The organism is Streptomyces sp. NPDC055632, assembly GCF_053618675.1.
This window is the reverse complement of the sequence record NZ_JBSHHY010000017.1, coordinates 113,589-132,988: the sequence shown is the minus strand read 5'-3', so window position 1 is coordinate 132,988 and position 19,400 is coordinate 113,589. Positions and strand designations below refer to the sequence as shown.

Sequence of the window (19,400 nt, the reverse complement as noted above, 5' to 3'; positions counted from 1 at the left end):
CCCCGCCCGCTGGCATGAGTCCTTCGAGGGCCTCATGACTCGAATCGCGGGCCGCTTCAAGCGAATCGAGCCCAGGCGACGGGCCCGGCGCCTGGTGCTCGGTCTCCTGTCCGATCTGCCGCGCAAGAACTGCTGGACCATCGCCGAATGGGTTGGGGACGCTACCCCGGACGGGATGCAGCACCTGCTCGGCCGGGCCAAGTGGGACGCCGATGCCGTCCGCGACGACGTGCGTGGGTACGTGGTAGAGCACCTGCACGACGACCAGGCGGTGCTGGTGGTCGACGAGACCGGCGACGTGAAGAAGGGCACCAGCACGGTCGGCGTCCAGCGCCAGTACACCGGGACCGCGGGCAGAATTGAGAACGCCCAGGTCGCCGTCTATCTCGTCTACGCGGGTCGTCGCGGTCACGCCGCGGTCGACCGGGAGTTGTACGTCCCGCGCTCGTGGACGTCCGAGCCCGACCGCTGCCAGGCCGCCGGGCTCGACAAGAAGACCGCGTTTGCCGCCAAGCCGGAACTAGCGGCCCGCATGATCGGCCGGTTCCTGGACGCGGGCCACCGGGCCCAGTGGGTGTCCGGCGACGAGGTCTACGGCGGCAACCCGAAGCTGCGAGCCGCACTGGAGGAACGCGGCTGCGGCTACGTGCTGGCCGTCGCCCGCACCCACGAAGTCCCCACCCACGGCGGGAGGTTCCGAGCCGACGCCCTGGCCAAGAAGCTGCCAAAGCGGGCATTGCAGAAGCTTTCGGTCGGCGCCGGCGCGAAGGGCGACCGCTTCTGCGACTGGGCTGTCATCGACCTCGCCCACCCGGGCCCCGGCAGCCACCAGCTACTGATTCGCCGCAATCGCAGCACGGGTGAGCTCGCCCTCTACCGCTGCTACTTGCCCCGCTCGGCACCGCTGACCATGCTGGTGAAAGTCGCGGGATCAAGGTGGCGGGTGGAGGAGTTCTTCCGGTCCGGCAAGGGCCTGGCCGGGCTCGACGAACACCAGGTCCGCCGCTTCGGGTCCTGGTCCCGCTGGGTCACCCTCGCCATGCTCGCCCACGCCTTCCTCGCTGTCGTCCGAGCCGACGAGCACGACCGCCAGCCGATACCGCAAGGCCTCATACCGCTCACCTGCAACGAGCTCCACCGCCTGTTCATCACCCTCGTCATCCAGCCCACCCACGATGCCGCCCACCGGCTCCACTGGTCCGACTGGCGACGCCGACACCAGGCCCGATCCAAGACCAGCCATTTCCAGCGGCAAGCCGCTGAAGCATGAAGATCACGATCTACGGCTGGAGTACTAAGGGCAGAGTGGTTATTGGTGTCGAAAACCTGCCAGAGGATGACGCCGTTCCCTGCTGGAATGGAGGTCGCACGCTGCATGTGAGGCCCAACTCAGGACGGAATTCATGTCCACAGCAACCACCCCCTCTGTCCAAGCTCCCGCACCATCGGATCGCTCGCCCCTGGTTTCCTGGCTGGCCGTCATTTCGGTGATGCTAGGAATCTTCTCTATCGTCACCACCGAAATCCTACCGATCGGTCTGCTGACCTCGATCGGGGCAAGCTTCACCATCTCGGACGGAATGGCTGGTCTGATGATGACCATGCCAGGGTTCCTGGCCGCCATTTCGGCTCCTCTGGTCACCGTGGCCACAGGACGAATCGACCGGCGGATCATGCTGGGCGTGTTCATCTTCTTGTTGGCGCTGGCCAATTTTCTCGCCGCCGTCGCGTCGAGCTATTGGCTGGTCCTGATCTCTCGCGTCATGGTAGGTGTCACCATCGGTGGCTTCTGGTCCATCGGAGCCGGGCTCGCCGGCCAGCTGGTGCCGGCCAAGTCCGCAGGCCGCGCGACCTCGGTGATCTTCTCGGCAGTGCCGCTCGGCTCCGTGCTCGGGGTACCGCTGGGTACGTTCATCGGTGACATCGCCGGCTGGCGGACTGCCTTCCTCGTCATGGGCGGCTTCACGCTGGCGGTTCTGGTCATGCTGCTCCTGTTCGTTCCGCCGCTCCCCGCCAAACAGGCGACGCGCCTCGACGTCCTCAGCGGAATGCTCCGCAGCGTCAACACACGCTTCGCCCTGGTGATGACCTTCCTGGTCGTGCTCGCCCACTTCGGCACTTACACCTACGTCACGCCTTTCCTGGAGCAGGTGGCCCACGTGAGCTCACGTCTCATCACGGTCTACCTGCTCATCTACGGAGCAGCCGGCATCGCCGGCAACTTCCTCGGCGGGTCCACGGTGGGACGCTATCCGCGGACCACCTTCGCCGCGGCCGCTGCACTGATCGCCGGTGCGACCCTGCTCCTTCCCATCTTCGGTGGATCGGATGTGGGAGCGGTGGCACTCCTGGTCGTCTGGGGCGTCGCGTATGGAGCCGTTCCGGTCTGCTCGCAGACCTGGTTCTCCAAAGCAGCGCCTGAGTCGCCCGAGGCGTCCTCCGTGCTCTTCACCGCTTCCTTCCAGGCCACCATCTCCATCGGGGCCCTGGTCGGAGGGGCTGTCCTGGACCGCTCCTCGCCTTCGACGGTCATGGTGCTGGGGGGTCTGGCCAGCGCCCTGATGGTGTTGACGGCTTGGGCTCACTGGGCGGGAAAGTACAAGTGGCCTGAAGCCTCGTAACCTCCCGGCGCCAAGTACGGCCGGCTTTCCGGCATCCGCTCCACCCTGCTCGTCGGGTCTTGCCCCCTGATGTTGCACACACGAGACACTGAGCCGTTTTCATCCTGTCTCTGTGGGGTGAAAGGGCAGGTCAACAGGGTGCGCAACGAGACGAGGCTCCTGGTCGTTGCGATGGTGTTCTCTACGCACCACGCATCGTCCGAGGAGCCTCGCCCGGTCCCGTACCGTGCTGCGGTCGACGTCCCGCATGAGCTGGTCGAGCACGTTTCCCGGCTCATCTACCCACCACGGCGTGAACGCCGTTCGCGGTGGCGGAAGCCGAGCTGCTTCCAGCAGGCGCTGCTCGCGCTGGTACACCTGCGCAAGAACGAGACGCTGCCCGCCCTGGCGGCCGGCTTCGGCATCTCGACAGCCACTGCCTGGCGCTATGCCGACGAGATCCTCGATGTCCTCGCGGCCTGGGCGCCTGGCCTGCATGAGGCCCTGACCGGCCCGGGCGAGGGCGACCACGTGATCGCCGGTGCCACCCTCCGCACCCCGTACTACCACCAGTGCGGACAGCCCGTGCACTACCAGCAGTTCAACCGCGACCACGCCCGGCTGAGGGCTCCAGGAGAACGGGCCTTCGCGCAGCTGAAGTCCTGGCGACTGCTCTGACGGGCCAGGTATTCCACTCGCCGCATCGGCAACATCGTTCAGGCTGTCCACACGCTACTGACCTGCAGCTGTTCAGGATGAAAACGGCTCACTGAGCCTCTTTCATCCCGGCCTTGAGAGGGTGAAAGGGCAGGTCAGTGAGGTTTTAGGTGACATGGCGAAGCCTCCGTCGTTGATGTGGTGATCTCACTCATCACATCGGCGCCGGAGGCTTCGTTGGTCTCGTATTCTGTCACGCTGGACGTCCCGCATGAGCTTGTCGAGCATGTCTCGTGGCTGCTCCACGCACGCCGGCGGGAACTGAACTCGCCCTGGCGACGGCTGGGTTGCTTCCAACAAGCGCTGCTCGCGCTGGCGCATCTGCGGAAGAACGAGACGTTCGCGCAGGTGGGGGCCGGTTTCGGGGTGTCAGAGGCGACAGCATGGCGCTACGTCGACGAGACGCTGGACGTCCTGGCCGCGTGGGCGCCGGGACTGCACGAAGCACTCACCGGCCTCGGTGAAGGCGACCACGTCATCGTCGACAGCCGCCCTGATCCCCATCGACCGCATCCGTGCGGACGAGCCGTACTACTCGGTGAAGCACCGCCGACATGGCATGAACGTGCAGGTCATCGCCCGCCTCGACGGCACACCCCTGTGGTTCTCCCGCGCGACACCGGGACGCACCCACGATCTGACCGCGGCCCGATCCCACGGCATCGTCCAGGCCTGCCTCACCAGACAGATCCTCGTCCTGGCCGACCGCGCCTACCAGGGCGCCGGCGCCACCGTCCGCACCCCCTACAAGAACCACCGCGACCAACCCGAGCACTACCAGCAGTTCAACCGCGACCACGCCCGCCTGAGAGCCCCCGGCGAACGGGCCTTCGCCCAGCTGAAGTCCTGGCGCATCCTCCGCCGCACCCGATGCTCCACCCGACGCATCGGCACCATCGTCCAAGCCGTCCACACACTCCTGACCTGCAACTATTCAGGATGAAAAAGGCTCAGTGTGTTGCGGACCAACCGGCACTGATTTGATCCGCTACGGAGAAGCCGGTTTCGCAGTCCGGGCACGTCGCCTCGCCGAAAACGTAGGTCATCGCGCTAGCGACGTCTTGGTGCCCGTCGGCGAGGGCGATGTCGTGGAGCCGGCGGCCAATGCCATCCATGGCCCCAGGGCTGGCGGGATGCAGGGGCCTCGTCTCAACGTCATCCTCCGACAGCGCGTAGTCACCGCTCGTGGAGAAGAATCCGCGCTCGCCGATGACGATGAACAGGGCGGCTTCGCAGCCAGGACAGGAGACCTCGTACTCCTCGTTCACGAGGCCCCAGGCGAGGTCTTCGCCCCAGCCCACGACGCCTTCGAAGCCCAGCATGGACTCCAGGAGATAGGCGTACTCGTTCCGATCGGACGATGTCCGGAGGTGTTCGTTCACCACTACCAGCAGGGTCTCGGCCTCCGCAGCGTGCTGGGCGCGGACGTCGCCGGCCCCGTGCGGCTGGTCAGAGCCCGCCAAGATCGCACCCGCCAGGTCCAAGGCGCTCACCGCCTGCTCCCGGTCATCGCGGCCAGCTACCTCGGCCAGCCACGGCAAGGCCGCGAAGCTTGCCGAGTAGACACTGCCTTGATGACAGAGCGCCGACCACAGATCGTTCCAATGCTCGGGGCTCGGTTCCGAAGCGATCTGATCCAGCAGCACCGGTATGTCTTCCGCCGAGCCGTAGGCATGGCTGAGTTGCGCCCAATCCGTCATGCCCGAATCCAAGCAGGTCAATTCCATCCGCTGTGACTCCGGCCCTCGGACGGGGAAAGTTTCTGATCTGCGCGGTTAAGGTTCGATGTCCCGAAACCGGTAGTCATCATGCTTCGATGGCAAACAAGCAAGATCCGATGGCAGAGGACACCTACGGACTCTATAAAGCAGATATAAAGGGGCATATTTTGAGGCGGCGTGACACTTTTCGGGAAGGGGCGTGACCACCGATGTCACGCCTACTGCCCTGTGCCAGCGGACGGGGGATACGGAGGCGGACCGGGCTTGAGCAACTGCCCCCTGGCCAGGTGAGTATGTGTACTCACGCGCCGGGCTCGGCATGATCGGAGACTAGGCACATGACCCGAACCCACCGCTCCACCAGCACGTTCGCCCGCTCCTCACGCCGACTGCGACTCACCCCGGCCCTGACGGTCCTTGCGGTGCTGGTACTCGGCGCCTGCGGCACAGCGAGGGCCACCGGCAACAACGAGTCGGCCTCGACCGCGGTGGCCATGGCAGCCGCGCCCGCGAAGCCCATGGAAAGTCCGTCCTCTCCGTCCCTCACCGAGATACAGGAGTACATCGCACAGACCTGCCCAGCTCCGGGGACCCCCCGGGAGGGGCCGCCGAACCCGCAGCCGGCTCCTCCCGGTGAAGAGGCTCCGGCCGGCATGGTCGAGCCGGTGATGCCCACGGCGGGACCGGAGGCAGAGCTGAACGCACGCGACTGGTGCGCGAGCAACCATCACGAGCAGCGCATCTACGTGGCCGTCCAAGAGCTGACGGACCCCACCCCGGCCAAGGTCAGGGCGGCCCTGAACGGCCTTGGCTACCCCGACGAGCGCATCCACGACCTCAAGCAGTCCGGTGTGACCACGCAGTTCTTCCTCGACCTGCGCGAGAACGGCGGACGGCTCTGCCTGGAGGGTTCGGTAGGTGGCGAGGAGCCCGTCGTGGACAAGTGCGTGGCCCCCGCGACCGGCCCGTTCACGGCCGGGAGGACACAGCACTGACCAGCCCCGTACCGACCCGAGGTCCGTGATCTGTTCGTCGACCGGTCGTCCGCGCCGCCTACACGATCCTTCCGGCGCTGTACGGCCGTCTTGCTCGGGGGAGCCTGCCTCCCCGGCTGAGCTCGCTTCGCGTGCGGCACTGCCCCCGGGTGCGGATCGGTGACAGCCAAACAGTTCTGAGTCTCGGGTGGCATCAGTGGCAGGACCGTAGTGGCTGTCCAACCTCCCTGGCAATCGATCCATGTTCAGTGCCAGAGGACAAAAGCCACCGACCAGGACCGCATCCGACACCTGACCATCGCCCTGCCCCCGACCTACGCCGCCCGCCCCTTCGACGCCCAGGACGCTGGCACCAACGAGCACGAGCTCCAGCAGATCGCCGCCAAAGCACTCAAGGACGTCTACTTCCAGGACAGCGACCGCCGCGCCGGCTCCCTGGACGAGGTGCGCTTCACGGACATCGAGCACCTCGAGTCCGAGCTGTAGCGGCCATACCGCGAGCGGCGTGCAGATCTACTGAGGCTCTGTCCTACGTGGTGAGACGGGCGAGTCGCTTGTAGTGACGCAGGGCTGCGGCGTGGAGCGCGCTGGGTGGTGTGAGGGCAGCCACAAGCCCGGGAGTCGGCGCTACGCCGATGTTGCTCCCGGGCCCATGCCGTGATCGCCGAGTGGACGCGGATGTGGCAGGGTGCCACTCACCGTGCCCCGGGGCGGCGGTCTACCAGAACCACCACTGCTGGTAGGGGTTGTTGTTCGTCGGCTGGTTCAGTTCCTTCAGATACACATTGCCTTTGGCGTCCGAATCCAGGTTCAACGAGACACCGTAGGGCCGGAAGTTGTACTGCTGCTGGGAGCCGGTCGCAGTCGACCAGGCGCGATTGTCGGAGTACCAGCCTGCGGTTCTGACGCTGGTTCCGTTGTGCTCGAGAAAGAGCAGGGTCTGCACGTTTCGCAGGTAGTACTTGCCGGCTATCGTCTCGCCTACCCACTGCTGGTAGGGATTGTTGTGGTCGCCAGCGCACGGGCTTGTGTAGACATCGCCAGAGTAGTTGGAGTCGAGACAGCGCCCGGTGGCGACGTTCTTGATCTGGGTCCCGACGGCCATGGTGCCCACCTCGGCAGCGCCGGCGCTGCCCGTCATGCCGGCCAGCACCATGACACCCGCTCCCAGGGCTGCTGTCAGCCCTGAAAGAACACCTCGCTTGCTCATACAGAAGCCCTTCATTAATTTACTGAAGATTTGTTTTCTCGCCGATTTTTTACAACCGCGTGCCGGTTCGGTGGTTTACCAGTACCACCACATCTGGTAGGGGTTGTCGTTCTTCGGCTTGTTCATTTCCTTCAGGTACACGTTGCCCTTGGCATCCGAATCCAGGTTCAGCGGGCTGTTACCCCAAGGCCGGAAGTTGTACCGCTGGATCTCACTGACAGCTATGGCATGCCAACCTCTATAGACAGAGTCAGATCCGACAGTTCTGACACCAGTATTCCCCGACCCGTAGTGCCCAAGGTAAAGCCCGGTTTGCACGTTCTTCAGGTAGTACGTTGCGCCGCTCCACTCGCCTATCCACTGCTGGTAGGGATTGTTGTGGTCGCCGGCGCACGGGCTTGTGTAGACATTGCCGTAGTAGTTGGAGTCGAGACAGCGCCCGGTGGCGACGTTCTTGATCTGGGTCCCGACGGCCATGGTGCCCACCTCGGCAGCGCCGGCGCTGCCCGTCATGCTGGCCAGCACCATGACACCCGCTCCCAGGGCTGCTGTCAGCCCTGAAAGAACACCTCGCTTACTCATGCAGAAACCTTCCCCAAGTTCACTGAAGATTTGTTTTCTCGCCGATTCACCACAGGCCTCCCGACCGTGAGATCGAGACGAGCGATCCGAAGAACAGGCGGATCGCCTCCAGTGCTGCAGCGCATGACTCTTGAAGTATGAACACCAAGAGCTAACGTTATGCTGCTGGTTGACTAACGCTTCGCTACTCAGCCGCAATACGCTTCATGTTGTTACTTCCGCTTTTCACCCCACCGCTGGAAATGCATGGGTGTCCACATCGTCCGCAAGGACATCGAGTGAGCCTTTTTCATCCTGAATAGTTGCAGGTCAGGAGTGTGTGGACGGCTTGGGCGATGGTGCCGATGCGGCGGGTGGAGCATCGGGCTCGGCGGAGGATGCGCCAGGACTTCAGCTGGGCGAAGGCCCGTTCCCCGGGAGCTCTCAGGCGGGCGTGGTCGCGGTTGAACTGCTGGTAGTGCTCGGGCTGTTCGCGGTGGTTCTTGTAGGGGGTGCGGACGGTGGCGCCGGCGCCCTGGTAGGCGCGGTCGGCCAGGACGAGGATCTCTCTGGTGAGGCAGGCCTGAACGATGCCGTGGGCCCGGGCCGCGGTCAGATCGTGAGCGCGTCCCGGTGTCGCGCGGGAGAACCACAGGGGTGTGCCGTCGAGGCGGGCGATGACCTGCACGTTCATGCCATGTCGGCGGTGCTTCACCGAGTAGTACGGCTCGTCCGCACGGATGCGGTCGATGGGGATCAGGGCGGCTGTCGACGATGACGTGGTCGCCTTCACCGAGGCCGGTGAGTGCTTCGTGGAGACCGGGCGCCCAGCCGGCCAGGACGTCCAGGGTCTCGTCGACGTACCGCCAGGCCGTCGCGGTCGAGACACCGAACCCGGCCGCGAGCTCGGCAAACGTCTCGTTCTTACGCAGATGGGCCAGCGTGAGCAGAGCCTGCTTGAAGCAACCGAGGCGTCTCCACGGCGAGTTCAGTTCACGCCTTCGGGCGTAGATCAGCCAGGAAACATGCTCGACCAGCTCGTACGGGACGTCGAGGGTGGCAGGATAAGGAACCAACAGGGCCCCCGGGCTGTCGGCAGTGTCGAGTGGAATCAACATCGCCAACGACCGGGGGCTCTGCCACGTCACCACCCCAGCTGACCAGGCCTTATAGCTCTTCAGGAGTGGGATGAAAAAGGCTCACTCACATCACGACGTTCTCCGAACAGTCCTGCCGGCCGGTCCGGCTTGGCGTCGTGAGATGTCCGCCGGACAGGTTCCGGTACTCCGGCGGCGGATGCAGGCCCACCTGTGGGGACCGCTGGCGCCGGTGGCCCGGAAGAACGGCCGGCAACCGCCCGAATACGCAGGTCACCGTATTCCGGACGGCTTCCAGCGATTGCTGGACTTGACTGTCCGGGACGCCGACGCGGTCCGTGACGACGTGTGGGACCACGTTGCCGAGCGGCTCGGGCCGGGCAGTGCGCTGATCGTTGACGACACGGGTCCTACCAAGAAGGGCATCACCTCGACCGGGAGCAGCGCTGCCGGGCCGCGAAGATCCCCGATGAGCGTCGGCCCGCCACGAAGGGCGAGCGTGCGAAGGCGATCGTGACTCGGTCCTTGGCCTCGGGCCTGCCAGTCAGTGGGTGACAGCGGACGAGGCCCGCGGTCAGGAAGGGAGGTTCCGCCGCCTGCTCGAGGAGATCGGGGTCGGTTGTGCGGTCGCGGTGCCGGAATCGCAGCAGGTCAAGAGCCCGTGCGGGTTCCAGCGGACCGACGAGCTGATCGCCGGGGCACCCGAGGATGTCTGGCAGCGGCTCTCCTGCAGCGATGGCACAAGGGTCCGCGGGTCTACGACCGGGTCGGTGCGAAGCTGCCGACCGTGCTCGCCCACGCCCTCCCCACCGGCCCGGCCGCCGACCAAGTGGTGAAGGGGACTGCGGAGGCGATCCCGCCAGGAGGATCGCCCCTCTCACCGTGGCAGGGGATCCGTCGGCTCCCGGAGCATCTCCTGCCACGACGCACCACTCGCCGCGCCCCTCGGGATCACGCACGGAGCCGGTCCCATTGGCGACCCTGCCCACGAGCCGTGGCCCGGCGCTGCCACCACCGGCGAAGAACCGGCTCAGGACACGATCCGCTGCTGGAGCGCCAGCCATGGGGGGCGGGCTGGCCCGCACACGGCACGGGCGGAGGACCGCGTCCGGTCCTGCGCCCGGACGCGGTCACGGGGCCACACCTGGACGTGGTCCGGCAGGTCGCGCACCCCCCTCGGCACCTGACGGGGCGGCGGTCACGGCGTCACAGCAGGCGCCACAGGTGGTCCGCCGTCCCGTTGTCCGAGAACTGGACGACGCGCGCGCTGTCGGCCTGCGACATGCCGTCGACCCCGAGCACCTTGCCGGAGTGCCGGTTGCGAACGCGGAAGTACCCGTCCCCGTCGTGGACGAGCCGCCACTGGTGATCGGGGGTGCCGTTGTCGGCGAACTGGACGACGCGCGCGCTGTCGGCCTGCGACATGCCGTCGACCCCGAGCACCTTGCCGGAGTGCTTGTTGCGGATGCGGTACCAGCCGTCCGCGTCCGGGAGGAACGTCCACCGGTGGTCCGCCGTGCCGGTGTCGGCGAACTGGACGACGCGCGCGCTGTCGGCCTGCGACATGCCGTCGACCCCGAGCACCTTGCCGGAGTGCTTGTTCTGCAGCCGCACCTCGCCGTCGGGCAGCCAGCGCCAGCGGTGGGGGAGGGCCCCGGTGTCGGCGAACTGCACGACCGGGACGCTGTCCGCGCCGGAGTCGCCGAGTACGGCGAGCACCTTGCCGCTGTTGCGGTTGCGCAGCCGGAAGTAGCCCTGCCCGTCGTCCACCACCTGCCAGAGGTGATCGGCGGTGCCGGTGTCGGCGAACTGCACGACCCGCGCGTCGTCCGCCTGCGACATGCGGTCCACGGCGAGCACCTTGCCGGAGTTGACGTTGCGGACCCGGTACCAGCCGTCACCGTTGTCCAGCAGCTGCCACAGGTGGTCCGCCGTCCCGTTGTCCGAGAACTGCACCACCTGCGCGCTGTCGGCCTGCGACATGCCGTCGACGCCGAGTACCTTGCCGCTGGTCCGGTTGCCGATGCGGAAGGCCGTGCCGGGGGCCGACCATGGCCGTCCGGTCAGCGAGGCGAGCGGGAACGCGGAGATCCTCAGCCGGGCCGCGCCGAGGGGGACGAGGGTGACTGTCTCGACGGGCGCGGTCGAGCGCGCGGGGCTCTGCTGGAGCGGGGCGACCACGTTCTGGCCGTCCGCCCGCCACTCCGCGATCCGCCGCGCCGGCGCGGTGATCCGATACGGAACGGTGCCCTGGGTGAACGGGTTGGCCGGCAGCGGGCCGCCCGACGCGGTGAACGCGAGCCCCGCCGTCGGGTTTGCGGGGTCGAGCGCGAGGCCGTAGTTCCACGGACCGGTGGCGTGCACGTCGTACTCGGGGAAGACGTCGCTGCCGCCGGTGCGGTCGTACCGCTCGCCGATCCGCAGGGCGTAGCTCAGCGGGCCGCGGTCGACGGTGACGGGGTTGCCGTTGTCCGCCCAGGTGCGGACGGTGATCCGCTGCGGGAGCCGCAGGGTGACGGTGTCGCCGTCGTTCCAGGTGCGGCGCACGGTGGTGAACGCCGGTCCCGCGGGGGCGGCGACTGACCGCCCGGCGACGGTGAGCGAGGGTGCGTCGCACCAGCCGGGGATGCGCAGGACCAGCGGGAACGCGGTGGGGCGAGGCAGCGAGACGGTGAGGGTGACGGTGTCGCCGAAGGGGTAGTCGGTGTCCTCACGGACGGTGACCCGCACGCCGTCGGCCACCTCCGCCGTCACCGAGCAGGGCGCGTACATCGCGGCGCACAGTCCGTTGTCAGGGGTGGCGGCCCACAGCTCCTGGGTGAACCAGGGCCATCCCATGCCGTAGTTGTGCGGGCAGCAGCGGTACTGGTCGACGCCCGCGCGGTACGACTGCATCGCGAAGCCGTTCTGGAACTGCCCCAGCGTCTTGGGGACGTTGTCCAGGTCGACGCTGTTCGCGCTGGTGATGTAGTGGACGGCCTTGCCCTGCGGATCGAGCGACGGGGGGAGGGAGTTGAACGCCAGCTCCTCGCAGCGGTCGGCCCATACGGGGTCGCCGGTGAGCCGGGTGAGCAGCTCGTGGCTGGCCATGAACTCCACGACCCCGCACGTCTCGAAGCCCTGGCGAGGGTCGGTGTGGGCGTCGCGGATGTTCTCGTCGCCGGCGAACCCTCCGCCGGGGAACTGGCCGTGGCGCCGCATGACGTCCTCGTACGTGGTGTACGTGGCCTGCGTGTCGGCCGCCGCGCCGGAGCGCAGCGCGAACTGGGCGGGCTCACGGAAGCCCTGGGCGATGTTGACGTTGTGCTTGTTGGGGAGGGCGCCGGTCCAGTCGGCCCCGTAGCGGTGGATCTTGTCGTACAGGTCCAGCAGGAAGGCCTCGCGCGTCCGGTTGTAGAGCCAGACGACGGAGTCGAGTCCGTCGCCCCAGCGCAGCGACACCCAGCTCTGGTTGAACGCGGAGGGGCCCTGCGCGTTCATGTAGCGCAGGAAGCGGGACAGGAACGGGACGATGCGGGTGTCGTTCGTGTGCTCCTGCCAGGAGCGCAGGGCCTGGAGGAGGGGCAGGAACGGCCAGAAGTCCGGACCGCCGCCGAGTGAGGTGCGCAGTGCGCCGGGACCGAACGAGCCGTCGGAGCGTTGGGTGGCGAGGATCGCGTCGAGCCAGCGGCGGGAGGTGGCGAGCGCGTCGGGGTCGCGGGTGGTGATGGCGAGGTCGACGTATCCGCGCAGCCAGTACGGAACCTCCTCCCAGCCGCCGCGGTCGGGATGCACCCAGCCGGACGTGGTGAAGTCGAGGAAGTGCGACACCTCGTCGAGTCGGCCGCACAGGCCTTCCAGTTGGAGTCGTAACTGCTCGGCCAGCCAACCGCGGGCGGTGACGGCGGCCGGGGGCAGCCTCAGGAGGGAGGTGGGCCTCAGCGGGGCGGCGTTCGGATGATACCGGCCGCCGGGGGCGGGCGGGAGGCGGACGGACGCGGCGACGGTCGGGGTCGCGAGCAGCGGAGCCAGTCCCGCGCTCCCGGCCGCGACCAGCGTGGCGAGCGAGACGAACTGGCGGCGGTTCAGTGTCATGGGTCTCTCCGTGGGGTGGGGGACGTGCCACGGCATGGGGGATTATGGTGACTGACGTTTGTTTACGACGTGAGAAATGTGCGTTCATGAAATGACAACATGTCCTTGCTGTCGTGTCCATGCCTTGTGCGCGATTCCCGCGCGGCGGCGCGGGGCCCGTGACGGCCCGGAAGGGCTTCCCCCGTCAGGTGGGCCGGCGTCCACGGTGTGTCCGCCGCGAAGCACCCCCGGAACTGCGCCATCATCACGACTCTGCCCGAGCAGCTGCGCAGGTCACTGACGTGGCACCGGGGTGCCAGTGAAAACACGAACGGTCTGCTGCGGCAGTACTTTCCGAAAGGTACGGACCTGTGGCGTTGGGATGCGGATGAGCTCCAAGCCATCGCCTTCACCTTCACCAGGCGCCCCCGCAGAACCCTTGCCCGGAAGACTCCGCTGGAGCCCTCGACGAGCACCCGCCATCCGTCCAGGAAGCCGGTGTCGCGAGGACCGGTCGAGTCCAGGCAGTGCAGGTTGAAGAGGTTCGCCGACACCTCTCCCCAGGACGGGGTCCTCCGGTCCACGGGAGCGGTCGGCGCCTTCGCGGACGATGCCGCCGCGGAGTCGTTCTTCGTCTCGCTCGAGCGGGAGATCCTTCCCGGCCGACGAGGCCGGCCGAATGGGCTGCCCACCTCATGGTTCTCGGCCGGCTCGGCTCTGCAACCGCCTGCGCGGGCACCCCGTAACTGGCTACCTCATGCCGGTCGCCTTCGAGCAGAGATCAACCACGCTGGCCGTCGCTGCACGGCGACCGGTATCCACGATCAAGGGGGAAGCGCCCTGCGCAGTGGCCCCATCGGATGTCCCCGCGTTCGACCCCGCCTCCCGCGGAGGTCCCTTCCTCCTCCCGACTTCGGCCGCTGTAACGTAATCGATTCCGCGCCGGTGTCACAGAATTTCATCGTCACGTTCGGACAGAAAAAGGCCAGCTCAGATAGGTGCACACTCTCCTTCGGGGCCTCCTGGCGTGGTAACGATAGCGCTGCGAGGCCATCGAATTCACCCGAACCTGTTGACTTTTGATGGTTGTTGTTGTCTCGTGTGCCCACTGCTTCACCGGAGCGGACTCGGGACAAGGAGCTACCCATGGCAGTGCGTGATCGTGAATCCCTGGCCAGACGCTGTGTGATCGGCGGAACGGTTCTGGCCCTCATGGCTCTGACCGCCTGCGGTGCAGGCGACGGCGGCGACAAGGCCGACGGTGCAGCCGGAGCCTCCTGCAAGCCGTCCTCGGGCAAGGTCACGCTCGACTACTGGTCCTGGGTCCCGGGCATGCAGAAGGCCGTCGACCTCTGGAACACCGAAAACCCCGACATACAGGTCAAGTTGAAGACGACGCCGTCGGGCAACGCCGGCACGTACCAGAACCTCTCCAACGCGCTGAAGGCAGGCAAGGCCCCCGACCTCGGCCAGGTCGAGTACGACTCCCTGGCAAGCTTCCGCCTCAAGGAGGGGCTCACCGACATCTCCTCCTGCCCCGGCATCGAGGAATCGGGCGACAAGTTCGTCGACTGGACCTGGTCGCAGGCGGAGTTCGGCGCCGACGGCAAGGACGGGGTGTGGGCCGTTCCCCAGGACACCGGGCCCATGGCGCTGTTCTATCGCAAGGACGTCTACGACAAGCTCGGCCTCAAGGCGCCGACCACCTGGAACGAGTACGCGGAACAGGCGCGCACTCTCAAGAAGGACGGCAAGTACATCACCCACTTCTCCCAGACCGACCCCAACTGGTTCACGGGGCTGCTGTGGCAGAACAAGGCCACGATGTTCGAGCGCGACGGAGACGCCTGGAAGGTCACCGTCGACCGCCCCGAGAGCCGTCAGGTGGCCGACTACTGGCAGAAGCTGATCGACGACAAGCTCGTCGCAACCGACCTCCAGGGCTTCTCTCCGGCGCTCTACAAGGCCTGGAACAGTGGCGAGGTGGTCACCTGGGTCAGCGCCGCCTGGGGCTACAGCACCATCCGCGACAACGCAAAGTCCACGGCCGGCAAGTGGGCGGTCGCCCCCATGCCGCAGTGGCAGCGGGGCGGGCAGCAGGCGGGCAACTGGGGCGGTTCCACCACGACGGTCATGGCCGGGACCAAGCACCCCGCGGAGGCCGCGAAGTTCGCGCTGTGGCTGAACACGGACCTCAAGGCGCTGGAGATCCTCAACCGCGAAGGCGGCCTGTACCCGGCGGCCAAGGCCGGACTGGACCTCCCCGCGCTCAAGGAACCGGTGGACTTCTACGGCAAGCAGAAGATCTTCGACGTCTTCGCGCAGGCCTCCGCCGGAGTCGACACGAACTTCACCTGGGGACCGACGATGACGGATACCTACCGCTTCCTCAGCGACGGCACGGCCAACACCGTCGCGGGCAAGACGACTCTCGGTGACGTGCTCAAGGACACCGGCGCCCAGAGCACCGACTCCCTGCGCAAGCAGGCGCTCGACGTGACTGAGTGATCGGCCCCCTCCTGCCCTCCCTGCCGCCCCCGGGCGGCAGGGGACAGCACCTCTAAGGCTGCCCGTGACATCCACCACCGCATCCACCGCGGCGCGCCGCCGGCCTCGCCGGACACTGGCGCCCTACGCCTTCCTCGCCCCCTTCCTCATCCCGTTCGCCCTGTTCACTCTCGTCCCGGTCGGCTACGCCTTCTGGCAGAGCCTGCACAAGACCGAACGTACGGGTGGCACCTTCGGCAGGACCCGGACGGTCTTCGCCGGGTTCGAGCAGTACGGACGGGTTCTGCAGGAGGACTACTTCAGCGAAAGCCTGCTGCGCGTCCTCGGCTTCGCACTGGTGCAGATCCCCGTGATGCTGCTGCTGGCGCTGGTCCTCGCCCTGCTGCTGGACTCGGCCGTCGCACGCGCCAAGAAGTTCTTCCGGCTCGTGTACTTCGTTCCGTACGGCATACCCGGCGTCGTCGCCGCCCTGATGTGGGCGTTCCTGTACGACCCGCGCCTGTCACCCGTCGTCGACCTGCTGCGGTCCGCTGGTGCGCACGTCGACCTGCTCGGTCCTGACGCCATCCTGTGGTCCATCGCCAACGTCGTGACCTGGACCTACACCGGCTACAACATGCTGATCATCTACGCCGCCCTGCAGGCCGTGCCCTCCGACATCGGCGAAGCGGCCCGCATGGACGGGGCCGGCGGCTGGACCATCGCCTGGCGCATCAAAGTACCCATCATCCGCCCGGCTCTGATCCTCACCGGTGTCTTCTCGATCATCGGCACCTTCCAGCTCTTCACCGAGCCGCAGGTCTTCCGCTCCATCTCCACCAGCGTCACCAGCACCTACACACCGAACATCGCCGCCTATTCCCTCGCCTCCGGCGACAGCTACAGCGAGGCCGCCGCCCTGTCGGTCGTCCTCGCACTGGTCACCTTCGTCCTGTCCTTCGCGTTCCTGCGCTTCACCTCCAGGAGGCAGCGATGAGCTTCCTCACCCGCACCGAAGGCGCTCACGCCATCCGCGACGGCGCGACACGACGGCCCCGCACCAACCTGTCCACCGTCGTCGCCGTGACGTTCATGGCCACCGTCGCCTGCTACATGCTGCTGCCGGTCTACTGGCTGCTGATCTCGTCGACCAAGAGCCAGAGCGACCTCGTCACCACACCCGGTTTCCTCACGGCCGAATGGCACTTCGGCGACAACCTGTCCTCGCTCTTCACCCAGCAGGACGGCGTCTACGCCCGCTGGCTCCTCAACAGCCTGCTGTACGCGGGAGCGGGAGCGGCCGTCGCCACCCTGCTGGCCGCCGCCGCCGGTTACGCCCTGGCCAAGTACGCCTTCCGCGGACGCGAAGCGGTCTTCTCCGTCGTCCTCGGCGGCGTCCTGGTCCCGGCCACCGCGCTTGCGCTGCCGCTGTTCCTGATGTTCGCCGAACTCGATGCCACCAACACGTTCTGGTCGGTGTTCCTGCCGAGCATCGTCAGCCCGTTCGGCGTCTACCTCTCCCGTATCTTCGCCGCCTCGTCCGTCCCGGACGAGGTGATGGAGGCCGCCCGCGTGGACGGCGCGAGCGAGTTCCGCATCTTCCGCACCATCGCCCTGCGCCTGATGGCCCCCGCCCTGGTGACGATCTTCCTGTTCCAGTTCGTCGTCATCTGGAACAACTTCCTGCTGCCCCTGATCATGCTGCAGGACGAGCACCTCTACCCGGTGACCCTGGGCCTTTTCACCTGGCAGTCGCAGACCAGCCGCCTGCCCGAACTGCAGACCCTGACCATCGTGGGAGCCCTGGTCTCCGTCGTTCCCATCGTGCTCACCTTCCTTCTCCTGCAGCGCTACTGGCGCGCCGGACTCGCCGCTGGAGCCGTGAAATCGTGAACCACCCCCTCAACGACGTGACCCGCGCCCTGGGCGGGATCGCCTACGGCGGCGACTACAACCCGGAGCAGTGGCCGCGGGATGTCTGGCGGGACGATGTGCGCCTCATGCGTGAGGCGGGCGTCAACCTCGTCACCGTCGGCGTCTTCTCCTGGTCCCGCATCCAGCCGCGCCCCGACGTATACGACTTCAGCCTCCTGGACGAAGTGCTCGACCTGCTGCACACCGGCGGCATCGCGGTGGACCTCGCCACCGCCACCGCCGCCCCGCCCCCCTGGTTCACCCGGCAACACCCCGACGCCCGCCCGGTCACCGCCACCGGGACCCGCCTGGCCCACGGCAGCCGGCAGGTCTTCTGCCCCAGCAGCCCCGCCTACGCGCAAGCGGCCGACGCCCTCACCGCCGAACTGGCGACCCGCTACCGCGAGCATCCCGCCGTGGTCATGTGGCACGTCCACAACGAATGGGGAAACCACAACGCGCTGTGCTTCTGCGAGATCAGCGCACAGGCCTTCCGCGCCTGGCTGAGCGAGCGGTACAAGACGGTGGAGGCACTCAATGACGCCTGGGGCACCGACTTCTGGAGTCAGCGCTACGGCGACTGGGACGAGATCGACCCGCCCCGGGGCACCACGGCGTTCCGCAACCCCGGCCAGGAACTCGACTACCGCCGATTCTCCTCCGACGCGCTGCTGACCCGGCACATCGCCGAGACCGCCATCCTGCGCCGGACGGCCCCGAACGTGCCGGTCACCACCAACGTGATGGGCACTCTGGAGAAGAAGATCGACGGCTTCGCCTTCACTGCCCACTGCGACCTGGTCTCGGTCGACCACTACCTGCCCGCCGCCGACCCCGACGGCCACATCGACCTGGCCCTCAACGCCGACCTCGCCCGCGGCATGGCGGGCGGCCGCCCCTGGCTGCTCATGGAACACTCGACCTCCGCCGTCAACTGGCAGGGCGTCAACGTCACCAAGCAGCCCGGCGAGACGCGCCGCAACAGTCTGACCCACCTGGCCCGCGGCGCGGACGGCCTGATGTTCTTCCAATGGCGCCAGTCCCGCGCCGGCGCCGAGAAGTGGCACTCCGCGATGCTCCCGCATGCGGGCGCCGACAGCCGCATCCACCGGGAGGTCAAAGCCCTGGGCGCCGAACTCGGCTCGCTGAGCGAAGTGACCGGCAGCCGGGTACGCGGCGACGTCGCGCTGCTCTTCGACTGGCACTCCTGGTGGGCGCTGGAACTGCAGGCCCGCCCCTCGGACCGCATGCGCTACCTGGACGCGGTGCGCGACTGGTACGAGGCGCTGTGGACGCAGAACATCACCTGCGACATCGTCCAGCCGGGAGCCGACCTCAGCGGCTACCGCGCCGTCCTCGCGCCCGGCCTCTACCTGCTCACCGACCACGACGCCGACAACCTCACCCGCTACGTGGAACGAGGAGGTAACCTCGCCGTCGGCTGCTTCAGCGGCGTCGTCGACGAACACGACCGGATGCACCCGGGGGCCCACCCCGGTGCGCTGCGCGACGTCCTCGGCCTCGTCGTCGACGAGTACCTGCCGCTGCGCACCGAGGACACCGCCCTGCTGGAAGACGGAACGGCCGTCCGCCAGTGGGCCGAACGTGTCGAGCCCCGCGGCTGCGGTACGGTGCTCCGCTTCAAGGACACCGCCGACGGCGGCCCGGCACGCGGCGGACCCGCCGTCACCCGGCACACCTACGGCCGGGGCACAGCCTGGTACACGGCCGCCCGCCTGCCGGTACCCGCCCTGCGCACGGTGGTCCGGGCCGTGTGCGAGACGGCCGGGGCACACCCCGCCGTCGAAGCCCCGCCCGGACTGGAGGCGGTACGCCGCGCCGGCGACCGACACGCCTACCTCTTCCTGATCAACCACACGTCGGAAACGGTCCGCCTGCGCGTCGACGGCACCGCCCTCGCCGGCACCGAACTCGTCGACGGCCGGGCCGTGGTGCCGGCCGGCGGCGTGGTCGTGATCCGCGAGGACCTCGCCCCCGCCTCGGCCTGACCCCCCGTCACACCCAGTCAGAACCCGCAAGGAGCG

The 19,400-nt window shown here is 67.5% G+C and carries 11 protein-coding genes and 6 pseudogenes; 12 read left to right on the top strand and 5 right to left on the bottom strand.

What is annotated here, in order from left to right; genetic code table 11:
* Nucleotides 1–34 precede the first annotated feature (34 nt).
* From ACWGSR_RS22380 to ACWGSR_RS22365, 4 genes and pseudogenes are all read left to right on the top strand, one after another.
* Nucleotides 35–1,270 (top strand): IS701 family transposase, encoded by a 1,236-nt coding sequence (locus ACWGSR_RS22380; protein WP_453568404.1) that lies wholly within the window; start codon nucleotides 35–37, stop codon nucleotides 1,268–1,270.
* A 133-nt stretch (nucleotides 1,271–1,403) separates the two neighbouring features.
* Nucleotides 1,404–2,621, top strand: a complete 1,218-nt coding sequence (locus tag ACWGSR_RS22375; RefSeq protein WP_453568402.1) for an MFS transporter — start codon at nucleotides 1,404–1,406, stop codon at nucleotides 2,619–2,621.
* Nucleotides 2,622–2,792: 171 nt separating this feature from the next.
* A pseudogene (locus ACWGSR_RS22370) lies at nucleotides 2,793–3,359 on the top strand (transposase family protein).
* A 96-nt stretch (nucleotides 3,360–3,455) separates the two neighbouring features.
* Nucleotides 3,456–4,260, top strand: a pseudogene (locus ACWGSR_RS22365) (transposase family protein).
* A 7-nt stretch (nucleotides 4,261–4,267) separates the two neighbouring features.
* Here the strand turns inward: ACWGSR_RS22365 and ACWGSR_RS22360 are convergent.
* Nucleotides 4,268–5,017: a hypothetical protein gene (locus ACWGSR_RS22360; RefSeq protein ID WP_376247028.1), complete on the bottom strand. Its 750-nt coding sequence runs from the start codon at nucleotides 5,015–5,017 to the stop codon at nucleotides 4,268–4,270.
* A 359-nt stretch (nucleotides 5,018–5,376) separates the two neighbouring features.
* Between ACWGSR_RS22360 and ACWGSR_RS22355 the strand changes: the two genes are divergently transcribed.
* The gene (locus ACWGSR_RS22355; RefSeq protein ID WP_376247031.1) at nucleotides 5,377–6,033 is read left to right on the top strand and encodes a hypothetical protein; all 657 of its coding nucleotides are present in this window, start codon (nucleotides 5,377–5,379) and stop codon (nucleotides 6,031–6,033) included.
* A gap of 264 nt (nucleotides 6,034–6,297) precedes the next feature.
* Nucleotides 6,298–6,519 (top strand): annotated as a pseudogene (tpg, locus tag ACWGSR_RS22350) (telomere-protecting terminal protein Tpg); the annotation flags it as partial.
* Nucleotides 6,520–6,751: 232 nt separating this feature from the next.
* Here tpg and ACWGSR_RS22345 read toward each other — a convergent pair.
* The 3 genes and pseudogenes from ACWGSR_RS22345 to ACWGSR_RS22335 all read right to left on the bottom strand — a co-directional run bounded on the left by ACWGSR_RS22345 (nucleotide 6,752) and on the right by ACWGSR_RS22335 (nucleotide 8,922).
* Nucleotides 6,752–7,243, bottom strand: coding sequence for an RICIN domain-containing protein (locus tag ACWGSR_RS22345; protein WP_376247034.1), 492 nt, complete (start codon nucleotides 7,241–7,243; stop codon nucleotides 6,752–6,754).
* 75 nt (nucleotides 7,244–7,318) lie between these two features.
* The gene (locus tag ACWGSR_RS22340; RefSeq protein ID WP_376247037.1) at nucleotides 7,319–7,771 is read right to left on the bottom strand and encodes an RICIN domain-containing protein; all 453 of its coding nucleotides are present in this window, start codon (nucleotides 7,769–7,771) and stop codon (nucleotides 7,319–7,321) included.
* A gap of 343 nt (nucleotides 7,772–8,114) precedes the next feature.
* Nucleotides 8,115–8,922 (bottom strand): annotated as a pseudogene (locus ACWGSR_RS22335) (transposase family protein).
* Nucleotides 8,923–9,064: 142 nt separating this feature from the next.
* On the opposite strand from ACWGSR_RS22335, the pseudogene ACWGSR_RS22330 reads away from it, so the two are divergent.
* Nucleotides 9,065–9,688: pseudogene (locus ACWGSR_RS22330) on the top strand (transposase); the annotation flags it as partial.
* A gap of 419 nt (nucleotides 9,689–10,107) precedes the next feature.
* Here the strand turns inward: ACWGSR_RS22330 and ACWGSR_RS22325 are convergent.
* A complete protein-coding gene (locus ACWGSR_RS22325; protein WP_453568399.1) occupies nucleotides 10,108–12,975 on the bottom strand; it encodes an RICIN domain-containing protein in 2,868 nt (955 codons plus the stop codon).
* 243 nt (nucleotides 12,976–13,218) lie between these two features.
* Here ACWGSR_RS22325 and ACWGSR_RS22320 point away from each other — a divergent pair.
* The 5 genes and pseudogenes from ACWGSR_RS22320 to ACWGSR_RS22300 all read left to right on the top strand — a co-directional run.
* Nucleotides 13,219–13,460 (top strand): annotated as a pseudogene (locus ACWGSR_RS22320) (IS30 family transposase); the annotation flags it as partial.
* Between the two features lie 640 nt (nucleotides 13,461–14,100).
* Nucleotides 14,101–15,462 carry an ABC transporter substrate-binding protein gene (locus tag ACWGSR_RS22315; protein WP_376243347.1) on the top strand — a complete coding sequence of 454 codons (1,362 nt, stop codon included), beginning with the start codon at nucleotides 14,101–14,103 and terminating at the stop codon, nucleotides 15,460–15,462.
* A 58-nt stretch (nucleotides 15,463–15,520) separates the two neighbouring features.
* A complete protein-coding gene (locus ACWGSR_RS22310; RefSeq protein ID WP_376243392.1) occupies nucleotides 15,521–16,438 on the top strand; it encodes a carbohydrate ABC transporter permease in 918 nt (305 codons plus the stop codon).
* A complete protein-coding gene (locus tag ACWGSR_RS22305; protein ID WP_453568396.1) occupies nucleotides 16,435–17,334 on the top strand; it encodes a carbohydrate ABC transporter permease in 900 nt (299 codons plus the stop codon). The genes ACWGSR_RS22310 and ACWGSR_RS22305 overlap by 4 nt, the downstream gene beginning before the upstream one ends.
* Nucleotides 17,331–19,364, top strand: coding sequence for a beta-galactosidase (locus tag ACWGSR_RS22300; protein WP_453568394.1), 2,034 nt, complete (start codon nucleotides 17,331–17,333; stop codon nucleotides 19,362–19,364). The genes ACWGSR_RS22305 and ACWGSR_RS22300 overlap by 4 nt, the downstream gene beginning before the upstream one ends.
* Nucleotides 19,365–19,400: the final 36 nt, after the last annotated feature.